This is a genomic window from Pseudochrobactrum albidum, assembly GCF_051851455.1.
GTDB lineage: Bacteria > Pseudomonadota > Alphaproteobacteria > Rhizobiales > Rhizobiaceae > Pseudochrobactrum.
The window spans coordinates 16,241-30,941 of the sequence record NZ_JBPVTR010000018.1; the positions used below are offsets into that span (position 1 = coordinate 16,241).

The window sequence follows — 14,701 nt, forward strand, 5'->3', positions numbered from 1 at the left end:
TTTAGTGCCGCTTTTTCTGGCTGCGCGCCCGCAGCCAGAAAACAATAAAAAACGCCAAAATAAAAATAATCGCAATCAAGGCCGCCAGCACATGGCTATAAGGCCCGACAGCCAGCATGATCACCGGCATAAAATAAAACAAAACACCAAAAACCAGCATGATCAGTGCTGCAGCAATTGCCGCATTGCGTGTTTCATTTTTATTTGGCTGTGGCATTGTCATGCATCCCTCCCGTGCAAGATCATACACAACAAGCGTGTAACAACCGGTATTATGGCTATGCAGGCGGCTTTACTTTATCACCTGTAAAAACTTTCCAATTTACGAATCTGCCGACCTTGCCTGTCAAAATTATCGGGCGCCAGCCAGTGTTCATAAGCCTGTTTTAAAACCGGCCATTCACTGTCAATCACCGAATACCATGCCGTATCACGGTTTTTACCCTTTACAATCAGATGCTGGCGAAAAATACCCTCAAATTTAAAGCCAAAACGCTCTGCCGCCCGTTTTGAGGGCAGGTTATCATTATCACATTTCCACTCATAGCGGCGGTAACCAAGCGTATCAAAAACATAGCGCATAAACAGAAACTGCGCCTCAGTTGCCGCAGCCTTACGGGCGATTAATGGCGCCCAATAAACGCTGCCGATCTCAATGCTGCCATTTTCAGCATCAATCCGCATCAATGCCTGCCGCCCGCCGATTTTACTCGTCGCCTTGTCAATAATCACAAAAAACAGGGCGGACGGGTTTGCAGCCGCCTTTTCCAGCCAGCGCCGCATCTCATCAACGCTTGCAGGCGGCGTATCAAACAACCAGGTAAAACGGCTTGCAATATCCGGCACCGCAGATGCTTCATAAAGCCCTTCAGCATGGCGTGCCGCATCCGCCGGCTCAAGCCGCACAAAACGCCCCTCCAGCACCATGCGCTCTGGCAGTGGCCGCGCCGTCCATCCTGACAAGTCCTGCATGTTCCCGCTCCTGTTTGACAAGCGGAGATGAACATATTTTACGATATTTGCAAACTAATTTCGCTTTGCTGAAGGCGGGCGGCACTGCGATCTATCGACACTGCCTTAATCAATGCAAAAACCTGTTCGCCTTCCTGCAATTGCAAATCCTGCACAGATTTGCGGGAAATCTGCGATAAAAGCTGTACATCCCCCAATTGCAGGGAAAGTTCTGCAAAAGGCCCGTCATTGACCTTGAGCGACCGGATCACCACCGGAAAAACATTGCGGATACTGATATTCACCGGCGCGCTGCGTGAGATGGAAATATCCTTTGAGCGAATACGCAGCCGCACTTTCATACCTGTTCGCAAGGCATGATCCGTCAACTGAAAACGATAATCGCCAATAGCAATTTCTGCCATTGCATAGGCATCATCCGTGCGTACCACCTCGCCCTGCAATAAAACACTGGCGGCCTCACCCTTGCCGTCAATCTGGCTGAAAATATCAAACACTGAACCACTCTCACGCATTTGCCCATGCTCCAGCAACACCAGCGTATCCGCCAGCCGCGCCACCTCATCCACCTCATGACTGACAAAAACAATCGGCAAACCGCTCTCATCACGCAATCGCTCCAGATAAGGCAGAATTTCCTGCCGCCTTGCCTGATCCAGCGAGGATAAAGGCTCATCCAGCAACAATAATTTAGGCGCAGAAAGCAAAGCGCGCCCAATGGCAACGCGCTGTTTTTCGCCGCCGGAAAGCTGGTGCGGCTTGCGTTGCAGCAAGGCTTCAATACCAAGCAATGCCGTGATTTCCTCCAACCGGTGCTGCGGGCGGCGTTTGCCTGCCCATTGCGCATAGGTAAGATTGCGCAGCACACTCAAATGCGGAAACAATCTGGCATCCTGATAGACATAGCCGATATGGCGCTGCTCCGGTTTGAGATTAATATGGGCACGGCTGTCAAACAGCACCATATCGCCAATGGCAATGCGCCCTTCATCGGGGCGCAGGGTTCCCGCGATCATCCGCAGCAGGGTGGTTTTTCCGGAGCCGGACGGGCCAAACAAAGCGGTTACCCCGGCCTGCGCACGGAATGCGGCCTGCACACGAAAACCGCCATTACCGCCTTTCACTTTCAGTTCCAGCGCGCCGGATGTGTTTGGTGCAAATATATTTGGTGATGTCATTGTTTTGCCCCGCTTAAACGGCGTTGCAACCATTCAGACAGGATCACAGCCAGCACCGAAAGTATAACAGCGATCAAAATCAGCTTCAGCGCCTGCGCATCACCACTTGGGCTTTGCAACAAGGCATAAATTGCCAGTGACAAGGTCTGGGTTTCTCCCGGAATATTGGAAACAAAGGTGATTGTTGCGCCAAATTCCCCCAGCGCCTTGGCAAATCCCAAAACACTGCCTGCAATGATGCCCGGTGCCAGCAAAGGCAGCGTCACGGTCATAAAAGCCTTAATTCTGCCTGCGCCAAGTGTACGCGCGGCCTCTTCCAGCCCCTTGTCAATATTCTCAATTGCCAGCCTGATCGGACGGATCAGCAATGGCAGCGCCATCACACCGGCAGCCAGTGCCGCCCCCGTCCAGCGAAAGGCAAAGCTGAAACCAAACCACTCCAGCAACAGGCTGCCTATTGCGCCGCGCGCGCCAAAAAGCACCAGCAAAAAATAGCCCGTCACCACGGGCGGCAGCACCAATGGCATTGTCAGCACCGCCTGCAACAGGCTTTTTCCGGGAAATTCAAACCGTGCAAGCAGCCACGCAAAACAAAAGGCAACAGGCAGCGCCCCAAGAATGGCACAACCTGCTACCTTCAATGATAAGATAATTATTTCCGCTTCCGGCATAACAATCCATCAAACTGTTTTACTTGGCTTCAGCGGCCGGCACAAAACCCTTTTCGGCAATAATTGCCTGCCCTGCATCACTATGCAAAAAAGCAAGAAAAGCCTTTGCATTATCATCAGCCTTGCCAACAAGCGCTGCAGGATAGAGAATAGGCGCATGGCTGGAAGCAGGGAAACGGTAAACCTCCGTCAGCTCCGGCACCTGTGCACGGTCAGACGCATAAACAATGCCGGCATTTACCTCGCCGCGGGCAACATATTGCAGTGCAACACGCACATTTTCAGCAAAAACCGCATTGGCGGAAACATCAGCCCAGATTCCCAGTTTTTCCAGCGCGGCCTTGCCATATTTACCGGCAGGCACATTGGAAGGATCGCCCATGGAGAAACGTCCGGCTTTTAGAATTTCCAAAGCGTCAGCAGGTTTGGCATCCTTGGCTCCGGCAATAACCAGTGCGTTACCGGCAAGGATTGCACGAGACTCATTATCAATAAGCTTGCGCTCCTGCACATAATCCATCCAGTCGAGATCTGCCGAGATGAAGATTGCTGCCGGTGCGCCAGCCTCAATCTGCTTGGCAAGAACAGAGGATGATGCATAGGAAGCCGAAACTTCGGCACCATTTTCCGCTTTGAATTTTTCTGCCGCTGTATCAATCACATCTTTCATGCTGGCAGCAGCAAAAACCACAATTTTTTCTGCCGCAGCCGCCGGCAGAACCGCACCGGCCAGAAAACCGAGCGCAACCAGAATTCTTAACATAGCTTTCCCTCTTCCATTATATTTCTCTATGCATAACGATTTCCGCACCGCACATCAAGCAAATAAAACGACACGTCAGGTCGCCATAAATTCAACCTGTGCGAAATATTGAAACAGTCAAAACAGCCCGCATAGTGGCATAAGCATCGGCCAGCAAAGGCCAGGAACAAAAAAGGCTCTTCCAATGAAGAGCCTTTAAAAAATGCAATACGGCAATTAATCGCCAATATGCCGCCCGGTACCACGTTGTCTGGCCAGCAGCACCTGCCTTTGGCGCTCGGCATAACGGGCGCGGTCAGCATCAGTGCGCTCATGATAGCAACTGTCGCAGGAAATGCCCTCCTGATAGAATTTCGACAATTTGCCCTCAGGTGTCACCGGATTGCGGCAGGCACGGCACAGCTCCACATCACCTTCCACAAGACCATGGCCGACAGAGACACGCTCATCAAAGACAAAACATTCGCCCTCCCAACGTGTGTCTTCCACGGGCATATCCTCAAGATATTTTAAAATGCCGCCTTTGAGGTGAAACACATCCTCAAAGCCCATACTTTTCACAAAGGCCGTTGCTTTCTCACAGCGTATGCCGCCGGTGCAGAACATGGCAATTTTTTTACCCTGCAACTCCTCCTGATGATCTTTCACCCATTGCGGAAACTCACGGAAAGTTTTGGTTTTCGGATCAATGGCACCCTTAAATGTGCCGATCGCATATTCATAATCATTGCGCGTATCGATCAAAATCGTGTTTTCATCGTCTATCAGCGCATTCCAGTCCTGCGGCTGCACATAGGTGCCAACGCTTTGCAGCGGATCAATGCCCTCAACGCCCATTGTCACGATCTCTTTTTTAAGACGCACCTTCATGCGGTTAAAAGGCATGAGGCTGGCTGTTGAATATTTAAGCTCAATATTCTGCGCCTGCAGGGCAGGAATAGCTTCAATAAAATCAATCAGCGCGGCAATACCGGATTTACTGCCCGCAACAGTACCGTTAATCCCCTCTGCCGCCAGCAGCAGGGTACCTTTAATACCCTGCGCATTGCAAAGTTCAGTCAAGGGTGACTGAAATTTTTCAAAATCCGGAAACCGCGCAAAACAATAAAGCGCAGCAACAGTAAAATGTGCTTCACACATAGAAATACCTCAAGTAGCCTTGCGCCTCGCAAAGGCGCTGCCCTTAACCTGCCTGATCTTCCGGCACGGAACAATCAGGCACCATAAAACAGACTGATCTGCCGCTGTTTGCCTAACGCCGGTCAGCATTGATTTCAAGATATTTGATCTCTCCTCACGCCTCCTGTCATAAATTTCAGGAAAAAAAGCGGCAAATTTATCCCCCTCCCTGATCAGGCATGACACAATACAAACCGTTGAAACGGCATAAATCACACCATAGGGAGCGCACTATGTTTGATGCAAAAACGCGGGAACTGATGCTGCAGGCAGCACAGGAGCAAAATCTTGATCCTGCCGCCCTGTCCGCCATTGCGCAAATAGAAAGCGGCGGCATTGTAACGACCCGCATTCAGGGGCGGGATGAGCCCCTGATCCGTTTTGAAGGTCATTATTTTGACAAACGCCTGAGCCCCGCAGAACAGGCAAAGGCACGCGCGCTCGGCCTCTCCTCGCCCAAGGCCGGTGCCATTGCCAATTCGCCAAATCAGGCTGCGCGCTGGATATTGCTCAATCGTGCAGCGGCAATCAACCGTGATGCAGCCTATGAATCCACCTCATGGGGTATCGGGCAAGTGATGGGCGCCCATTGGCACTGGCTTGGCTATCCTTCTGTTACTGCACTGGTAGAAGATGTGCGCCGCTCTGTAAAACAACAGATTGATCTGATGGTTCGCTTCATTATTTACAGCCATTTGCGCAACGCTGTGAACAATCATGAATGGCAGAAGATTGCCCATAATTATAACGGCCCCAATTATTCAAAAAACAAATATGACCTCAAGCTGGCGCAGGCCTATACATCCTATCTGCCGCTTTTTCCGCCTTTTCAGGCGCTGTCCGCCTGAGAAAAACAAACCGGCATATCAAGGTATTTATCATCCATACAGCACAAGTCTGGACAAAAATTCCCCCGCGCGTTAAATCGATTATAAAAATTATCGAGGGTGAAATGCCGCAGAAAACCGAAACTCTGATCCCTGTCATGACCGGGCAAGCCGTTATTCCTGTTTTGCTGGTTGATAAGGCCGCCTATGCCGTACCTCTTGCCCGCGCGCTTGCCAAAGGCGGCCTGCCTGCGGTTGAGATCACCCTGCGCACACCGGCAGCACTTGAGGCAATACACCTTGTGGCCAGTGAGGTACCGGAAGCCATAGCCGGTGCGGGAACCATTCTCAATGCCGCACAATATGAACAGGCTGTTGCTGCCGGCTCCAGGTTTGTCGTCAGCCCCGGAGCAACAGAGGCAATTTTAAACGCCGCCGATAACAGCCCCGTCCCATTGCTGCCCGGTTGCGCAACCGCCAGCGAAATAATGGCATTGCGCGAGCGCGGCTACAGCCATCTCAAATTTTTTCCTGCTGAACAGGCAGGCGGCGCAGCTTATCTCAAGGCGCTTTCCTCACCGCTTCAAGGTAGTTTTTTCTGCCCCACCGGCGGTATAAGCCTCAACAATGCCGCCGCCTATCTGCAACTGCCCAATGTGCTTTGTGTCGGCGGCTCATGGGTTGCCCCCAAAGAGCTGGTCAATGACGGCAAGTGGGATGAAATTACTGCGCTGGCTGCCGCCGCGGCACAGCTTAAAGCTTAAATCCCGCATAATTAAAAAGAAACAAGGGAGCCTTTAGGCTCCCTTGTTCTATCTGCCGGCCTGATTAAGCCTGTCAGTTCGTTTTTGAAAATTTGGCGATTGACATGAATGTCACAGCATTGCCGGTAAAGCGGTTTGCATTGGCCGTAGGAAGATCCTTCTGGAAACCTGCCGTATAAACCACTGTCGGCGCCTTGCGCATGGCATCATTACGCAGCACAGGATTGGACACAGGGACAATCTTTGCAACAGATTCCTTGGAAATCACGCCATCACCAGCCACATCTGCCGGCTGCACCACACCGGCCCGCGCTTTTGCCGCCGGCCGCTCGCTGCGCCCTGCCTTGGCAGTGGTGCGTGTGTTCTCAGCATTCACCGGTATCGTGGCCTTATGCGCCAGACGCCCTGTTTTACCTGAAGGCACATCTGCGGCAACAGCAACATCACTGCGGATCATTTCGGCGTTTTGCGGGGCAATCATAGCCACTTGTTGTGCAGGAGCCTGCGGGCGCCGCGCGGGAACCGCGGAAGGAATAGAGGCTGTATGCTCGCTGTTCAGCAAATCTGCAATCTTATCCTCACGCGGCTCATCATGAGCCATGGCAACCTGTTGCCCGGTTTCAGGGCGGGCTTCAGGCACCGCCTCAGAAGCCAGAACCGTGCTGATCGCCTGCCCTGCAGCCTGCGGACGGCGCACCGGAACCGGCACATATCCGCTCAGCACAGGGCTTGGATCTGCAGCTGCTGCAAGTGCTGCAATCTTATCTGTTGCGGGGCGCTCCGGTGCAGAAGGCTGACCTGTTGCACCGGCATAAACCTGCGCCTCAAGCGTATTTGGCGGCGGCGGCGCCATAGCCAGCTGTGTATCCGCCTCGGTTTGCGGGCGTTTTACCGGAACCGGCACGGCAAAAGCCATTGCAGCAGCAGTATCCGGCGTCATCTCCACCGCAGCCGCAGGGCGCGGGGCATTTACCGGCACCGGAGCATCGCGCGCAGGCAATGCGGCGATCAGGGTCTGCGCGGCAGGCTCAGGCTGTATTGCGCGATTTGGCTCTGCCGGCACCGGAGCCTGACGGGCAGGAACCGCAGCCGCAGGTGCGGGGGCATTACGTGCAGGGCGGGCTGCGGAGGCTACCGCACGGCCGCTGCTTTCGCTGATATCCTCTTCCTCATCCGCGCCACCGCCAAACAACATGCCAAACAGCGATTTGCTCTTTGGTTTTGCCGAAGCCATCATAATAGCGCCGCCTTTAGCCTTGCGTGCTTCATAAGCGGCAAGCGCCTGCTGATAACCCGGCAACGGCTTGCCGTCGCTTGGAACATGAATGGTTTTGCCATCAGGAAAAACGGCCAGCAACTCACGGCGGCTCATGCGCGGCCAGTGGCGCACACTGCCAACATCAAGATGCACAAAAGGCGAGCCGGAGGTCGGATAATAGCCCACACCGCCAACCTGAAAACGCAGCGCCGTATCACGCAGTTTTTTCAGCGGCACGCCCGGTATATAAAAATCCATCGCCTTGCCCAGCATATGCTGGCTGCTTTTGGCAACGCCGCGCGTGCGTGAGCGCAACATGGAATTGGTTGCCGGAGAGCGATAACCCGATACAACGGTTATGTAATCGCGCCCGCCTACAGCCTGATAAACCTGCCAGACCAGATCAAACAGACGCGGATCCATCTTGGTCGGCTCATTGCGGCGCCAATCACGCAAGAAGACATTCAGCTTTTGCAAACCGGCAGGCAGATATCTGCCGTTCTTTTTAAAAGCGATTTCTGCCTTTTCACCGGTATGCACAAAATGCAGTTTCAGCGTCCGTGTTTCAGCAGAAGCCTGAGACGGCGCGAGAGCTGTAACAGCGGTGAAAACAAGTGCCAGCTGTGCACCGAGTTTAAACACTCTGCCTGCCCAGCCTGCCAGTTTGGATATTTTGCTGTTTATCAATTTCGAATGCCTTACCGTTTACAGTCACGCTACTCATACGAATATCGGATTTAATGGTTAATAGACACTTATTGAACAGACAATGAGTTTTCAGCATGGCCAAAAAACTACATCTGGGAAGAGCTTTTCATTATGGTAAAGAAGTTATGAACAGGTTTTACAACCAAAGCGTGCATGAAGTGATTTTACACGCCGGTGATGCACGCCGCCCGCATCAAGGCAGTACTGTTGCATATATGCACCATCTGATTGATAATATTCAATATTCCAGCCATATGCCGCATTAATATATTAATTAATCACTAAAATAGTTATCCCAAAAAGGCAGAAAAATCATTTATTATTACAATGATAGGCCGTCACAGCTTCAGGCAGAATATGTATTTTTAAACTCACATTATTTCTTTTTTGTAACGCAAAGTGATGGGATACTGCCAGCATTTCCGGTAATGGCTCCACTTAACGGCACACAATAATGCGCCAAAATGCGTTTTTATACATTATGCGGCGCCGTGCAGAGATTGCCCCTCCCCCGCCACAGCCACCATTCTTTATCTTTTCCGCTCCTTTATCCCCCCCTTTTGAAAAGCCTGCACCGCATTTTGCAATGCCCGATATTTTTTACGCGGTTACACCGCTTGAAATTCATGAATTCTGCCACAGAACATCCTATATAGTCAGCACAGAGAAAAAGAATCGTATGAGGTTGAACAGCCATGAATTTATCCAGCCAGGCAGATTTTATCCGTATGCCCGCCGATATGCCGAAGCAACAGGGCGCAACACCGGCGGATTTCAACAATCTGCCGCGCTGGAACCTTGCCGATCTCTACCCTTGTGCAGATAGCCCGGAATTAAAGCGCGACCTGAAAGCTGCAGCAGAGGGTGCCGCAGCGTTTGAAACCAAATGGAAAGGCCGGCTGGAAGCTGAGATTTCCAAACCGCAAGGCGGTGATTTTGCCAATGCCATCAAGGAATTTGAACAGCTTGAAGAGCTGATGGGGCGTATTTATTCCTATGCGGGGCTGCTTTATGCCGATGACACATTGAGCACGACCAATGCAAAACTTTACGGTGACGTGCAGCAAAAACTGACCGATGCCAGCAGCCATCTGATCTTTTTTTCGCTGGAGCTTAATCGTATTGATGATGCTTTGCTTGATCAGGCTGTCAGAGCCAATCCTGCTATCGGGCATTACAAACCATGGCTTACAGATCTGCGCAAAGAAAAGCCCTATCAGCTTGATGACAGAATTGAAGCCCTGTTTCATGAAAAATCCGTCACCGGCTTTGGCGCATGGAACCGCCTTTTTGATGAAACCATGAGCGGCCTGCGCTTTACAATCGATGGTGAATCCCTGCCCATTGAGCCGGTGCTCACCCTGTTGCAGGATGCCAATGGCGAAACCCGCAAAAAAGCCTCAGCCGCACTTTCCAAAACTTTTGATGAAAATCTCCGCCTGTTCACACTGATCACCAATACACTGGCCAAGGATAAGGAAATTTCTGATCGCTGGCGTGGTTTTGAGGATATTGCCGACAGCCGCCACCTTGCCAACCGTGTTGAACGGGAAGTGGTGGATGCGCTGGCTGCAGCCGTTGAGGCAGCCTATCCGCGCATTTCACACCGCTATTATGCACTGAAAGCCAAATGGCTTGGCCTTGAACAGCTTGAAAACTGGGATCGCAATGCGCCATTGCCGGAAAGCACACAGGCCACAATCAGCTGGGATGAGGCCAAACAAACCGTGCTTGATGCCTATGCAGGTTTTGCGCCGGAAATGGCTGAAATTGCCCGTGAATTCTTTGATAAAAACTGGATTGACGCACCAAGCCGCCCGGGCAAGGCACCCGGCGCATTTGCCCATCCGACCGTGCCTTCTGCCCATCCTTATGTCCTGCTCAATTATTTGGGCAAACCGCGCGATGTGATGACCCTTGCCCATGAACTTGGCCATGGCGTGCATCAGGTTCTGGCAGCCGGACAAGGGGCCTTGATGGCCTCCACCCCGCTGACACTGGCCGAAACCGCATCGGTATTTGGTGAGATGCTCACCTTCCAGTCTCTGCTTGCCAAAGCAACAACCAAACGTGAGCGCAAAGCCATGCTGGCGCAAAAGACTGAAGATATGATCAATACGGTTGTGCGTCAGATCGCCTTTTACCAGTTTGAACGCAAAATACACACGGAGCGCAGGAATGGCGAACTAACCGCAGAACAGATCGGCAATATCTGGATGGATGTGCAGCGCGCCAGTCTGGGGCCGGCCATCCGCCTCAATCCGGGTTATGAGAGCTTCTGGACCTATATTCCGCATTTCATCCATTCACCATTTTATGTCTATGCCTATGCTTTCGGCGATTGTCTGGTGAACTCGCTTTATGCCGTGTATAAACAACATCCTGAAGGGTTTCAGGACAAATATTTTGATATGCTCAAGGCAGGCGGCACCCGTCACCATAAGGAATTGCTGGCGCCATTTGGCCTTGATGCCTCTGATCCGGCCTTCTGGCAGCAGGGCTTATCAGTCATTGAAAGCATGATTGATGAACTTGAAGCAATGGAAGACTGATCCGCGTGATACCCAGCTCTCATACGCCCTTTATCCTGTTTTGTGACGATATTGAACAGCACGCCCTGCTGTTCAATGCGCCTGACCGGCTGGTTGTGGTCAGCGATCCGGCAGAATTTGAAGCAGGTTTTGCCGCGCTTGAGCAGGCACGCCGTCAGGGTAACTGGCTTGCAGGCTATCTGAGCTATGAGGCGGGCTATCTTCTGGAGCCAAAACTGGCCGCCTTGCTGCCGGAACAACGCCGCACACCGCTGATCTGTTTTGGCATATTCAGCAAGCCGCCAACACAAGCGCCAGCTGAAACACCGGCGATAAACAATCAGGGCAATGCCTTCCTGTCGGATTTCCGCGCCGGCTGGACAGAAGCGGGTTATCGGCAGCGTTTCAACCGCTTACATCAGCATTTGCGTGAAGGCGATTGCTATCAGGGCAATCTGACCTTTCCGGTTCATGCCCGCTATCACGGCACAGCGCAAACCCTGTTTGCCATGCTGCGCACGCGCCAGCCTGTGCGTTATGGCGCCTATGTCAATCTCACACCACAGGGGCAAGGCCCTGTTATTCTTTCCCGTTCGCCGGAGCTGTTTTTCAGCATAGATAAAGAAGGCTGGATTGAAACCCATCCCATGAAAGGCACAAGCCCCCGCGGCACAACAATGCAGGAAGATGATGCCTATCGCGCCTTTCTTATCAATGATGAGAAAAGTCAGGCTGAAAACCGCATGATCGTGGATTTGCTGCGCAATGATATTTCTTTGATCAGCGAAGTGGGCAGCCTCTCCGTGCCCAGACTGTTCCATGTTGAGCGTTACCCGACCGTACATCAAATGGTAAGCCATGTGCGGGCAAAATTGCTGCAAGGCCTGAGTTTGCGGCAAATTTTTGCAGCCCTGTTTCCCTGCGGCTCCATTACCGGCGCTCCCAAAATCAGCGCCATGAGCATTCTGCGTAACCTTGAGCAACAGCCGCGCAATATTTATTGCGGCTCCGTTGGCTGGGTTGCCCCTTCCGGTGCGATGCAGTTCAATGTGGCCATTCGCACCTTATCGCTCTATCCGCAGGGGGAGGCGGTGCTGAATGTGGGCGGCGGCGTGGTCTATGATTCAACCGCTGAAGCCGAATATGCCGAATGCCTGCTAAAAGCCCGTTATGCCACCGGAACCGAAACCATATCAGGCACGCAGGATCAGTGATGGCAAATAACGATTCTGCCCGCACCTCTTCCGGCACCCCTGATTCCGGTTTTCCTGATTCCGGCCTTCCCGATTTCAATTTAATTGAGACTTTCCGCTATGAGCCAGGCCGGGGGTTTTTACGGCTGGAGCAACATTTGCAACGTCTGCAATCCTCTGCACAGGAGCTCGGCTTCAGTTTTAATGCACAAGCCATCCGCACACAGTTGCAGCCCTATGCAAACCATGATCAGAATCTGCGTCTTCGCCTGTGCCTGTCGGCAGATGGTTCTTCCGGCATAACAGCCACACCTTTTCAGGCCTTGCCACCGCAAGGCATATGGAAACTGGCCATTGCCAGAACACGCCAAAACAGCACTGCCCCGCTTTTGCGTCACAAAACCACAAAACGCGCGATTTATGAAGCAGCGCGGGCAGAATATACCGCCGGTCAGGCTGATGAAGTGCTGTTGCTTAATGAAAAAGATCAGCTTTGCGAAGGCACGATCACCACATTATTTGCAGATACAGGTGAGGGGTTGCTGCTGACACCCCCGCTTACTTGCGGCCTGCTGGACGGGGTTTTGCGAAAAACCCTGCTGCAACAGGGCAAAGCCCGTGAAGAAATACTCACAGAGCAACACCTGAAACAGGCTCACAGGATTTATGTCGGCAATTCCCTGCGCGGGCTGATCAGTGCTGAGCTTATTTGAGCATGTCTGAAGAAAAGCAGCCTATCCCTGCAGGCCATAAGCCATGAAAATTGCACAGTGATAATATAATGTATTAATATCTGAAATTATGCCTTACCTGCGCAAATGCAAAGATTATGAGACAAAAAAGCAACATATATAAGCTGGTCAGCGGTCAGCCATGGCTTAAAATGCGTCTGGTTGCTTGTATTTGTCTGCATTTCCATACATCAAATTATTAGAAAAAGTTAACAGGATTCCGGGAGAGCACGCTTATGAAAACAATCCGCACGGCCGCATCCCTTTGTCTGGCTGCTGCATTGGCGGCCTGTACCACTTACGGCCCGATCAATAATGGCGGCGGCAACATTCCCGCCCGTCCGGCCAATACCGGTATTGATGGCAGCTGGGTGGATGCCAATGGCATTACCTCAAATTTCAATGGCGGTATTTTTGAAACCCGCACAACTGATACCAACGAAAAACTGGCTGAAGGCAATTATCGTTATCTTTCGCCCCGTCTGGTTGAAATTGATATGCGCTCCATTGTGCGCGGCACAATTTCAAAAGTTAACTGCGCACAGGTCACGCCTTCGCAGCTCAATTGCACCACATCAACCGGTGCCCAGTTCTCGCTCACAAGGCGGGCTTAAGATTTTTGACATCAGAGCCTGTTGCCTGCGCGAAATCGCAACAGGCTCGTCAATATAAACACTTTGGCACAAGCGGCTCGCGCACGGCACAAAAGCCGGATTTAAAACTGATTTTTCTTATCATATTATGCTTAACTGCTGGTCATACAGGGCATAGTCCTGCTATGATATGAGCGAATATGTGCGGCGGTTTCCCGCCTTGATAAGGCGGGAATTTCCGCTGTTCAGGATCGGGACAGCCCCCTTGTCAAAATCGGGAAAAACTATGTGTGATAATATGATGAGCCAATCCGCCACCTCCGCACCGGCAGCCGCAAAACCGGTATTGGAAAAAACCGGTGTGATGCTGATCAATCTTGGAACACCGGACGGTACGGATTTCACATCCATGCGCCGTTATTTGCGCGAATTCCTGATGGATAAACGCGTAATCGAATGGCCAAAAGCCATTTGGTATCCGGTATTATTCGGCATTGTTCTTAATACGCGGCCTAAAAAATCCGGCGCTGCCTATGCACGCATCTGGAACCATGAGCAGAATGAATCGCCGCTGCGCACCTATACCCGCTCGCAAAGCGAGCAGCTTGGCGCCGGCTTGTCGGCTTTTGGCAATGTGGTGGTGGATTGGGCGATGCGCTATGGCAAGCCTTCAATTGAAGATGTGCTCACCCGCCTGCGTGAACAAGGCTGCACGCGCATTGTCGCTTTTCCGCTTTATCCGCAATATTCTTCCTCCACCACCGGCAGCGTCAATGAAAAGCTCAATGATGCATTGAACAAATTGCGCTTCATGCCTGCTATACGCACCATACCATCTTACCAGAATGATCCGGTCTATATTGATGCCCTTGCCTGTTCGATTGAGGAGCATCTGGTGCAGCTTGATTTTGAGCCGCAAATATTTGTAGCCTCCTATCACGGCATTCCGCAAAGCTATGCCCGCCGCGGCGATCCTTATTATGAACAATGTCTGGAAACCACGCGCCTGCTGCGTGAACGGCTGGGGTTGGATGAAAAAAGAATGATCAGCGCATTCCAGTCGCGTTTTGGCCCTGAGGAATGGCTGCAACCCTATACGGATAAAACCATCGAGGATATGCCAAAACAGGGCATCAAATCCGTTGCTGTATTTAATCCGGGCTTTGTGGCAGATTGTCTTGAGACAGTGGATGAGATCGGCAATGAGGCCGCAGAGGCATTTCATGAAAATGGCGGGGAAAATTTTACTCATATCCCATGCCTGAATGACACAGCCCATGGAATGCGGGTGATTGAGCATCTTGTGCGCCGTGAATTACAGGGCTGGGTTTAA

The 14,701-nt window shown here is 51.8% G+C and carries 15 protein-coding genes; 8 read left to right on the top strand and 7 right to left on the bottom strand.

Features of this window, described 5'->3' with window-relative positions; all coding sequences use genetic code 11:
* Nucleotide 1: 1 nt before the first annotated feature.
* From ACSTTO_RS03015 to trhO, 6 genes are all read right to left on the bottom strand, one after another.
* Entirely contained in the window at nt 2–223 is a 222-nt protein-coding gene (locus ACSTTO_RS03015) for a hypothetical protein (RefSeq protein ID WP_439271660.1), read from the bottom strand.
* Nucleotides 224–300: 77 nt separating this feature from the next.
* Nucleotides 301–972 (bottom strand): GNAT family N-acetyltransferase, encoded by a 672-nt coding sequence (locus ACSTTO_RS03020; protein ID WP_439271661.1) that lies wholly within the window; start codon nt 970–972, stop codon nt 301–303.
* A 38-nt stretch (nt 973–1,010) separates the two neighbouring features.
* A complete protein-coding gene (gene modC / locus ACSTTO_RS03025) occupies nt 1,011–2,150 on the bottom strand; it encodes a molybdenum ABC transporter ATP-binding protein (protein WP_439271662.1) in 1,140 nt (379 codons plus the stop codon).
* Entirely contained in the window at nt 2,147–2,821 is a 675-nt protein-coding gene (gene modB, locus ACSTTO_RS03030) for a molybdate ABC transporter permease subunit (RefSeq protein ID WP_439271663.1), read from the bottom strand. The genes modC and modB overlap by 4 nt, the downstream gene beginning before the upstream one ends.
* 19 nt (nt 2,822–2,840) lie before the next feature.
* Nucleotides 2,841–3,584, bottom strand: coding sequence for a molybdate ABC transporter substrate-binding protein (gene modA, locus ACSTTO_RS03035; protein WP_439271664.1), 744 nt, complete (start codon nt 3,582–3,584; stop codon nt 2,841–2,843).
* 216 nt (nt 3,585–3,800) lie between these two features.
* The gene (trhO, locus tag ACSTTO_RS03040) at nt 3,801–4,724 is read right to left on the bottom strand and encodes an oxygen-dependent tRNA uridine(34) hydroxylase TrhO (protein ID WP_439271665.1); all 924 of its coding nucleotides are present in this window, start codon (nt 4,722–4,724) and stop codon (nt 3,801–3,803) included.
* A gap of 272 nt (nt 4,725–4,996) precedes the next feature.
* On the opposite strand from trhO, the gene ACSTTO_RS03045 reads away from it, so the two are divergent.
* Together ACSTTO_RS03045 and ACSTTO_RS03050 are read left to right on the top strand one after the other, a co-directional pair.
* Complete coding sequence (locus ACSTTO_RS03045; RefSeq protein WP_439271666.1) at nt 4,997–5,611, top strand: N-acetylmuramidase family protein; 615 nt, start codon at nt 4,997–4,999, stop codon at nt 5,609–5,611.
* 104 nt (nt 5,612–5,715) lie between these two features.
* Nucleotides 5,716–6,354: a 2-dehydro-3-deoxy-phosphogluconate aldolase gene (locus ACSTTO_RS03050; protein ID WP_439271667.1), complete on the top strand. Its 639-nt coding sequence runs from the start codon at nt 5,716–5,718 to the stop codon at nt 6,352–6,354.
* 73 nt (nt 6,355–6,427) lie between these two features.
* Here the strand turns inward: ACSTTO_RS03050 and mepK are convergent, their stop codons facing one another.
* Nucleotides 6,428–8,254: a peptidoglycan L,D-endopeptidase MepK gene (gene mepK, locus ACSTTO_RS03055; RefSeq protein WP_439271668.1), complete on the bottom strand. Its 1,827-nt coding sequence runs from the start codon at nt 8,252–8,254 to the stop codon at nt 6,428–6,430.
* 140 nt (nt 8,255–8,394) lie between these two features.
* Here mepK and ACSTTO_RS03060 point away from each other — a divergent pair, with 140 nt between their 5' ends.
* The 6 genes from ACSTTO_RS03060 to hemH all read left to right on the top strand — a co-directional run bounded on the left by ACSTTO_RS03060 (nt 8,395) and on the right by hemH (nt 14,701).
* Nucleotides 8,395–8,586 carry a hypothetical protein gene (locus ACSTTO_RS03060; protein WP_439271669.1) on the top strand — a complete coding sequence of 64 codons (192 nt, stop codon included), beginning with the start codon at nt 8,395–8,397 and terminating at the stop codon, nt 8,584–8,586.
* A gap of 462 nt (nt 8,587–9,048) precedes the next feature.
* Nucleotides 9,049–10,872 carry a M3 family oligoendopeptidase gene (locus ACSTTO_RS03065; RefSeq protein ID WP_439271769.1) on the top strand — a complete coding sequence of 608 codons (1,824 nt, stop codon included), beginning with the start codon at nt 9,049–9,051 and terminating at the stop codon, nt 10,870–10,872.
* 5 nt (nt 10,873–10,877) lie between these two features.
* Complete coding sequence (locus ACSTTO_RS03070) at nt 10,878–12,065, top strand: aminodeoxychorismate synthase component I (RefSeq protein WP_439271670.1); 1,188 nt, start codon at nt 10,878–10,880, stop codon at nt 12,063–12,065.
* The gene (locus tag ACSTTO_RS03075; protein ID WP_439271671.1) at nt 12,065–12,757 is read left to right on the top strand and encodes an aminotransferase class IV family protein; all 693 of its coding nucleotides are present in this window, start codon (nt 12,065–12,067) and stop codon (nt 12,755–12,757) included. The genes ACSTTO_RS03070 and ACSTTO_RS03075 overlap by 1 nt, the downstream gene beginning before the upstream one ends.
* A gap of 254 nt (nt 12,758–13,011) precedes the next feature.
* On the top strand, nt 13,012–13,389 hold the full coding sequence (gene omp10, locus ACSTTO_RS03080; protein WP_439271672.1) for an outer membrane lipoprotein Omp10: 378 nt from the start codon (nt 13,012–13,014) through the stop codon (nt 13,387–13,389).
* A 265-nt stretch (nt 13,390–13,654) separates the two neighbouring features.
* The gene (gene hemH, locus ACSTTO_RS03085) at nt 13,655–14,701 is read left to right on the top strand and encodes a ferrochelatase (RefSeq protein WP_439271673.1); all 1,047 of its coding nucleotides are present in this window, start codon (nt 13,655–13,657) and stop codon (nt 14,699–14,701) included.

Excerpts from the sequence above, each read along its gene's own strand:
- ACSTTO_RS03015 (WP_439271660.1), bottom strand. The coding sequence starts at position 223 with ATGACAATGCCACAGCCAAATAAAAATGAAACACGCAATGCGGCAATT.
- ACSTTO_RS03020 (WP_439271661.1), bottom strand. The coding sequence starts at position 972 with ATGCAGGACTTGTCAGGATGGACGGCGCGGCCACTGCCAGAGCGCATG.
- modC (WP_439271662.1), bottom strand. The coding sequence starts at position 2,150 with ATGACATCACCAAATATATTTGCACCAAACACATCCGGCGCGCTGGAA.
- modB (WP_439271663.1), bottom strand. The coding sequence starts at position 2,821 with ATGCCGGAAGCGGAAATAATTATCTTATCATTGAAGGTAGCAGGTTGT.
- modA (WP_439271664.1), bottom strand. The coding sequence starts at position 3,584 with ATGTTAAGAATTCTGGTTGCGCTCGGTTTTCTGGCCGGTGCGGTTCTG.
- trhO (WP_439271665.1), bottom strand. The coding sequence starts at position 4,724 with ATGTGTGAAGCACATTTTACTGTTGCTGCGCTTTATTGTTTTGCGCGG.
- ACSTTO_RS03045 (WP_439271666.1), top strand. The coding sequence starts at position 4,997 with ATGTTTGATGCAAAAACGCGGGAACTGATGCTGCAGGCAGCACAGGAG.
- ACSTTO_RS03050 (WP_439271667.1), top strand. The coding sequence starts at position 5,716 with ATGCCGCAGAAAACCGAAACTCTGATCCCTGTCATGACCGGGCAAGCC.
- ACSTTO_RS03060 (WP_439271669.1), top strand. The coding sequence starts at position 8,395 with ATGGCCAAAAAACTACATCTGGGAAGAGCTTTTCATTATGGTAAAGAA.
- ACSTTO_RS03065 (WP_439271769.1), top strand. The coding sequence starts at position 9,049 with ATGCCCGCCGATATGCCGAAGCAACAGGGCGCAACACCGGCGGATTTC.
- ACSTTO_RS03075 (WP_439271671.1), top strand. The coding sequence starts at position 12,065 with ATGGCAAATAACGATTCTGCCCGCACCTCTTCCGGCACCCCTGATTCC.
- omp10 (WP_439271672.1), top strand. The coding sequence starts at position 13,012 with ATGAAAACAATCCGCACGGCCGCATCCCTTTGTCTGGCTGCTGCATTG.
- hemH (WP_439271673.1), top strand. The coding sequence starts at position 13,655 with ATGTGTGATAATATGATGAGCCAATCCGCCACCTCCGCACCGGCAGCC.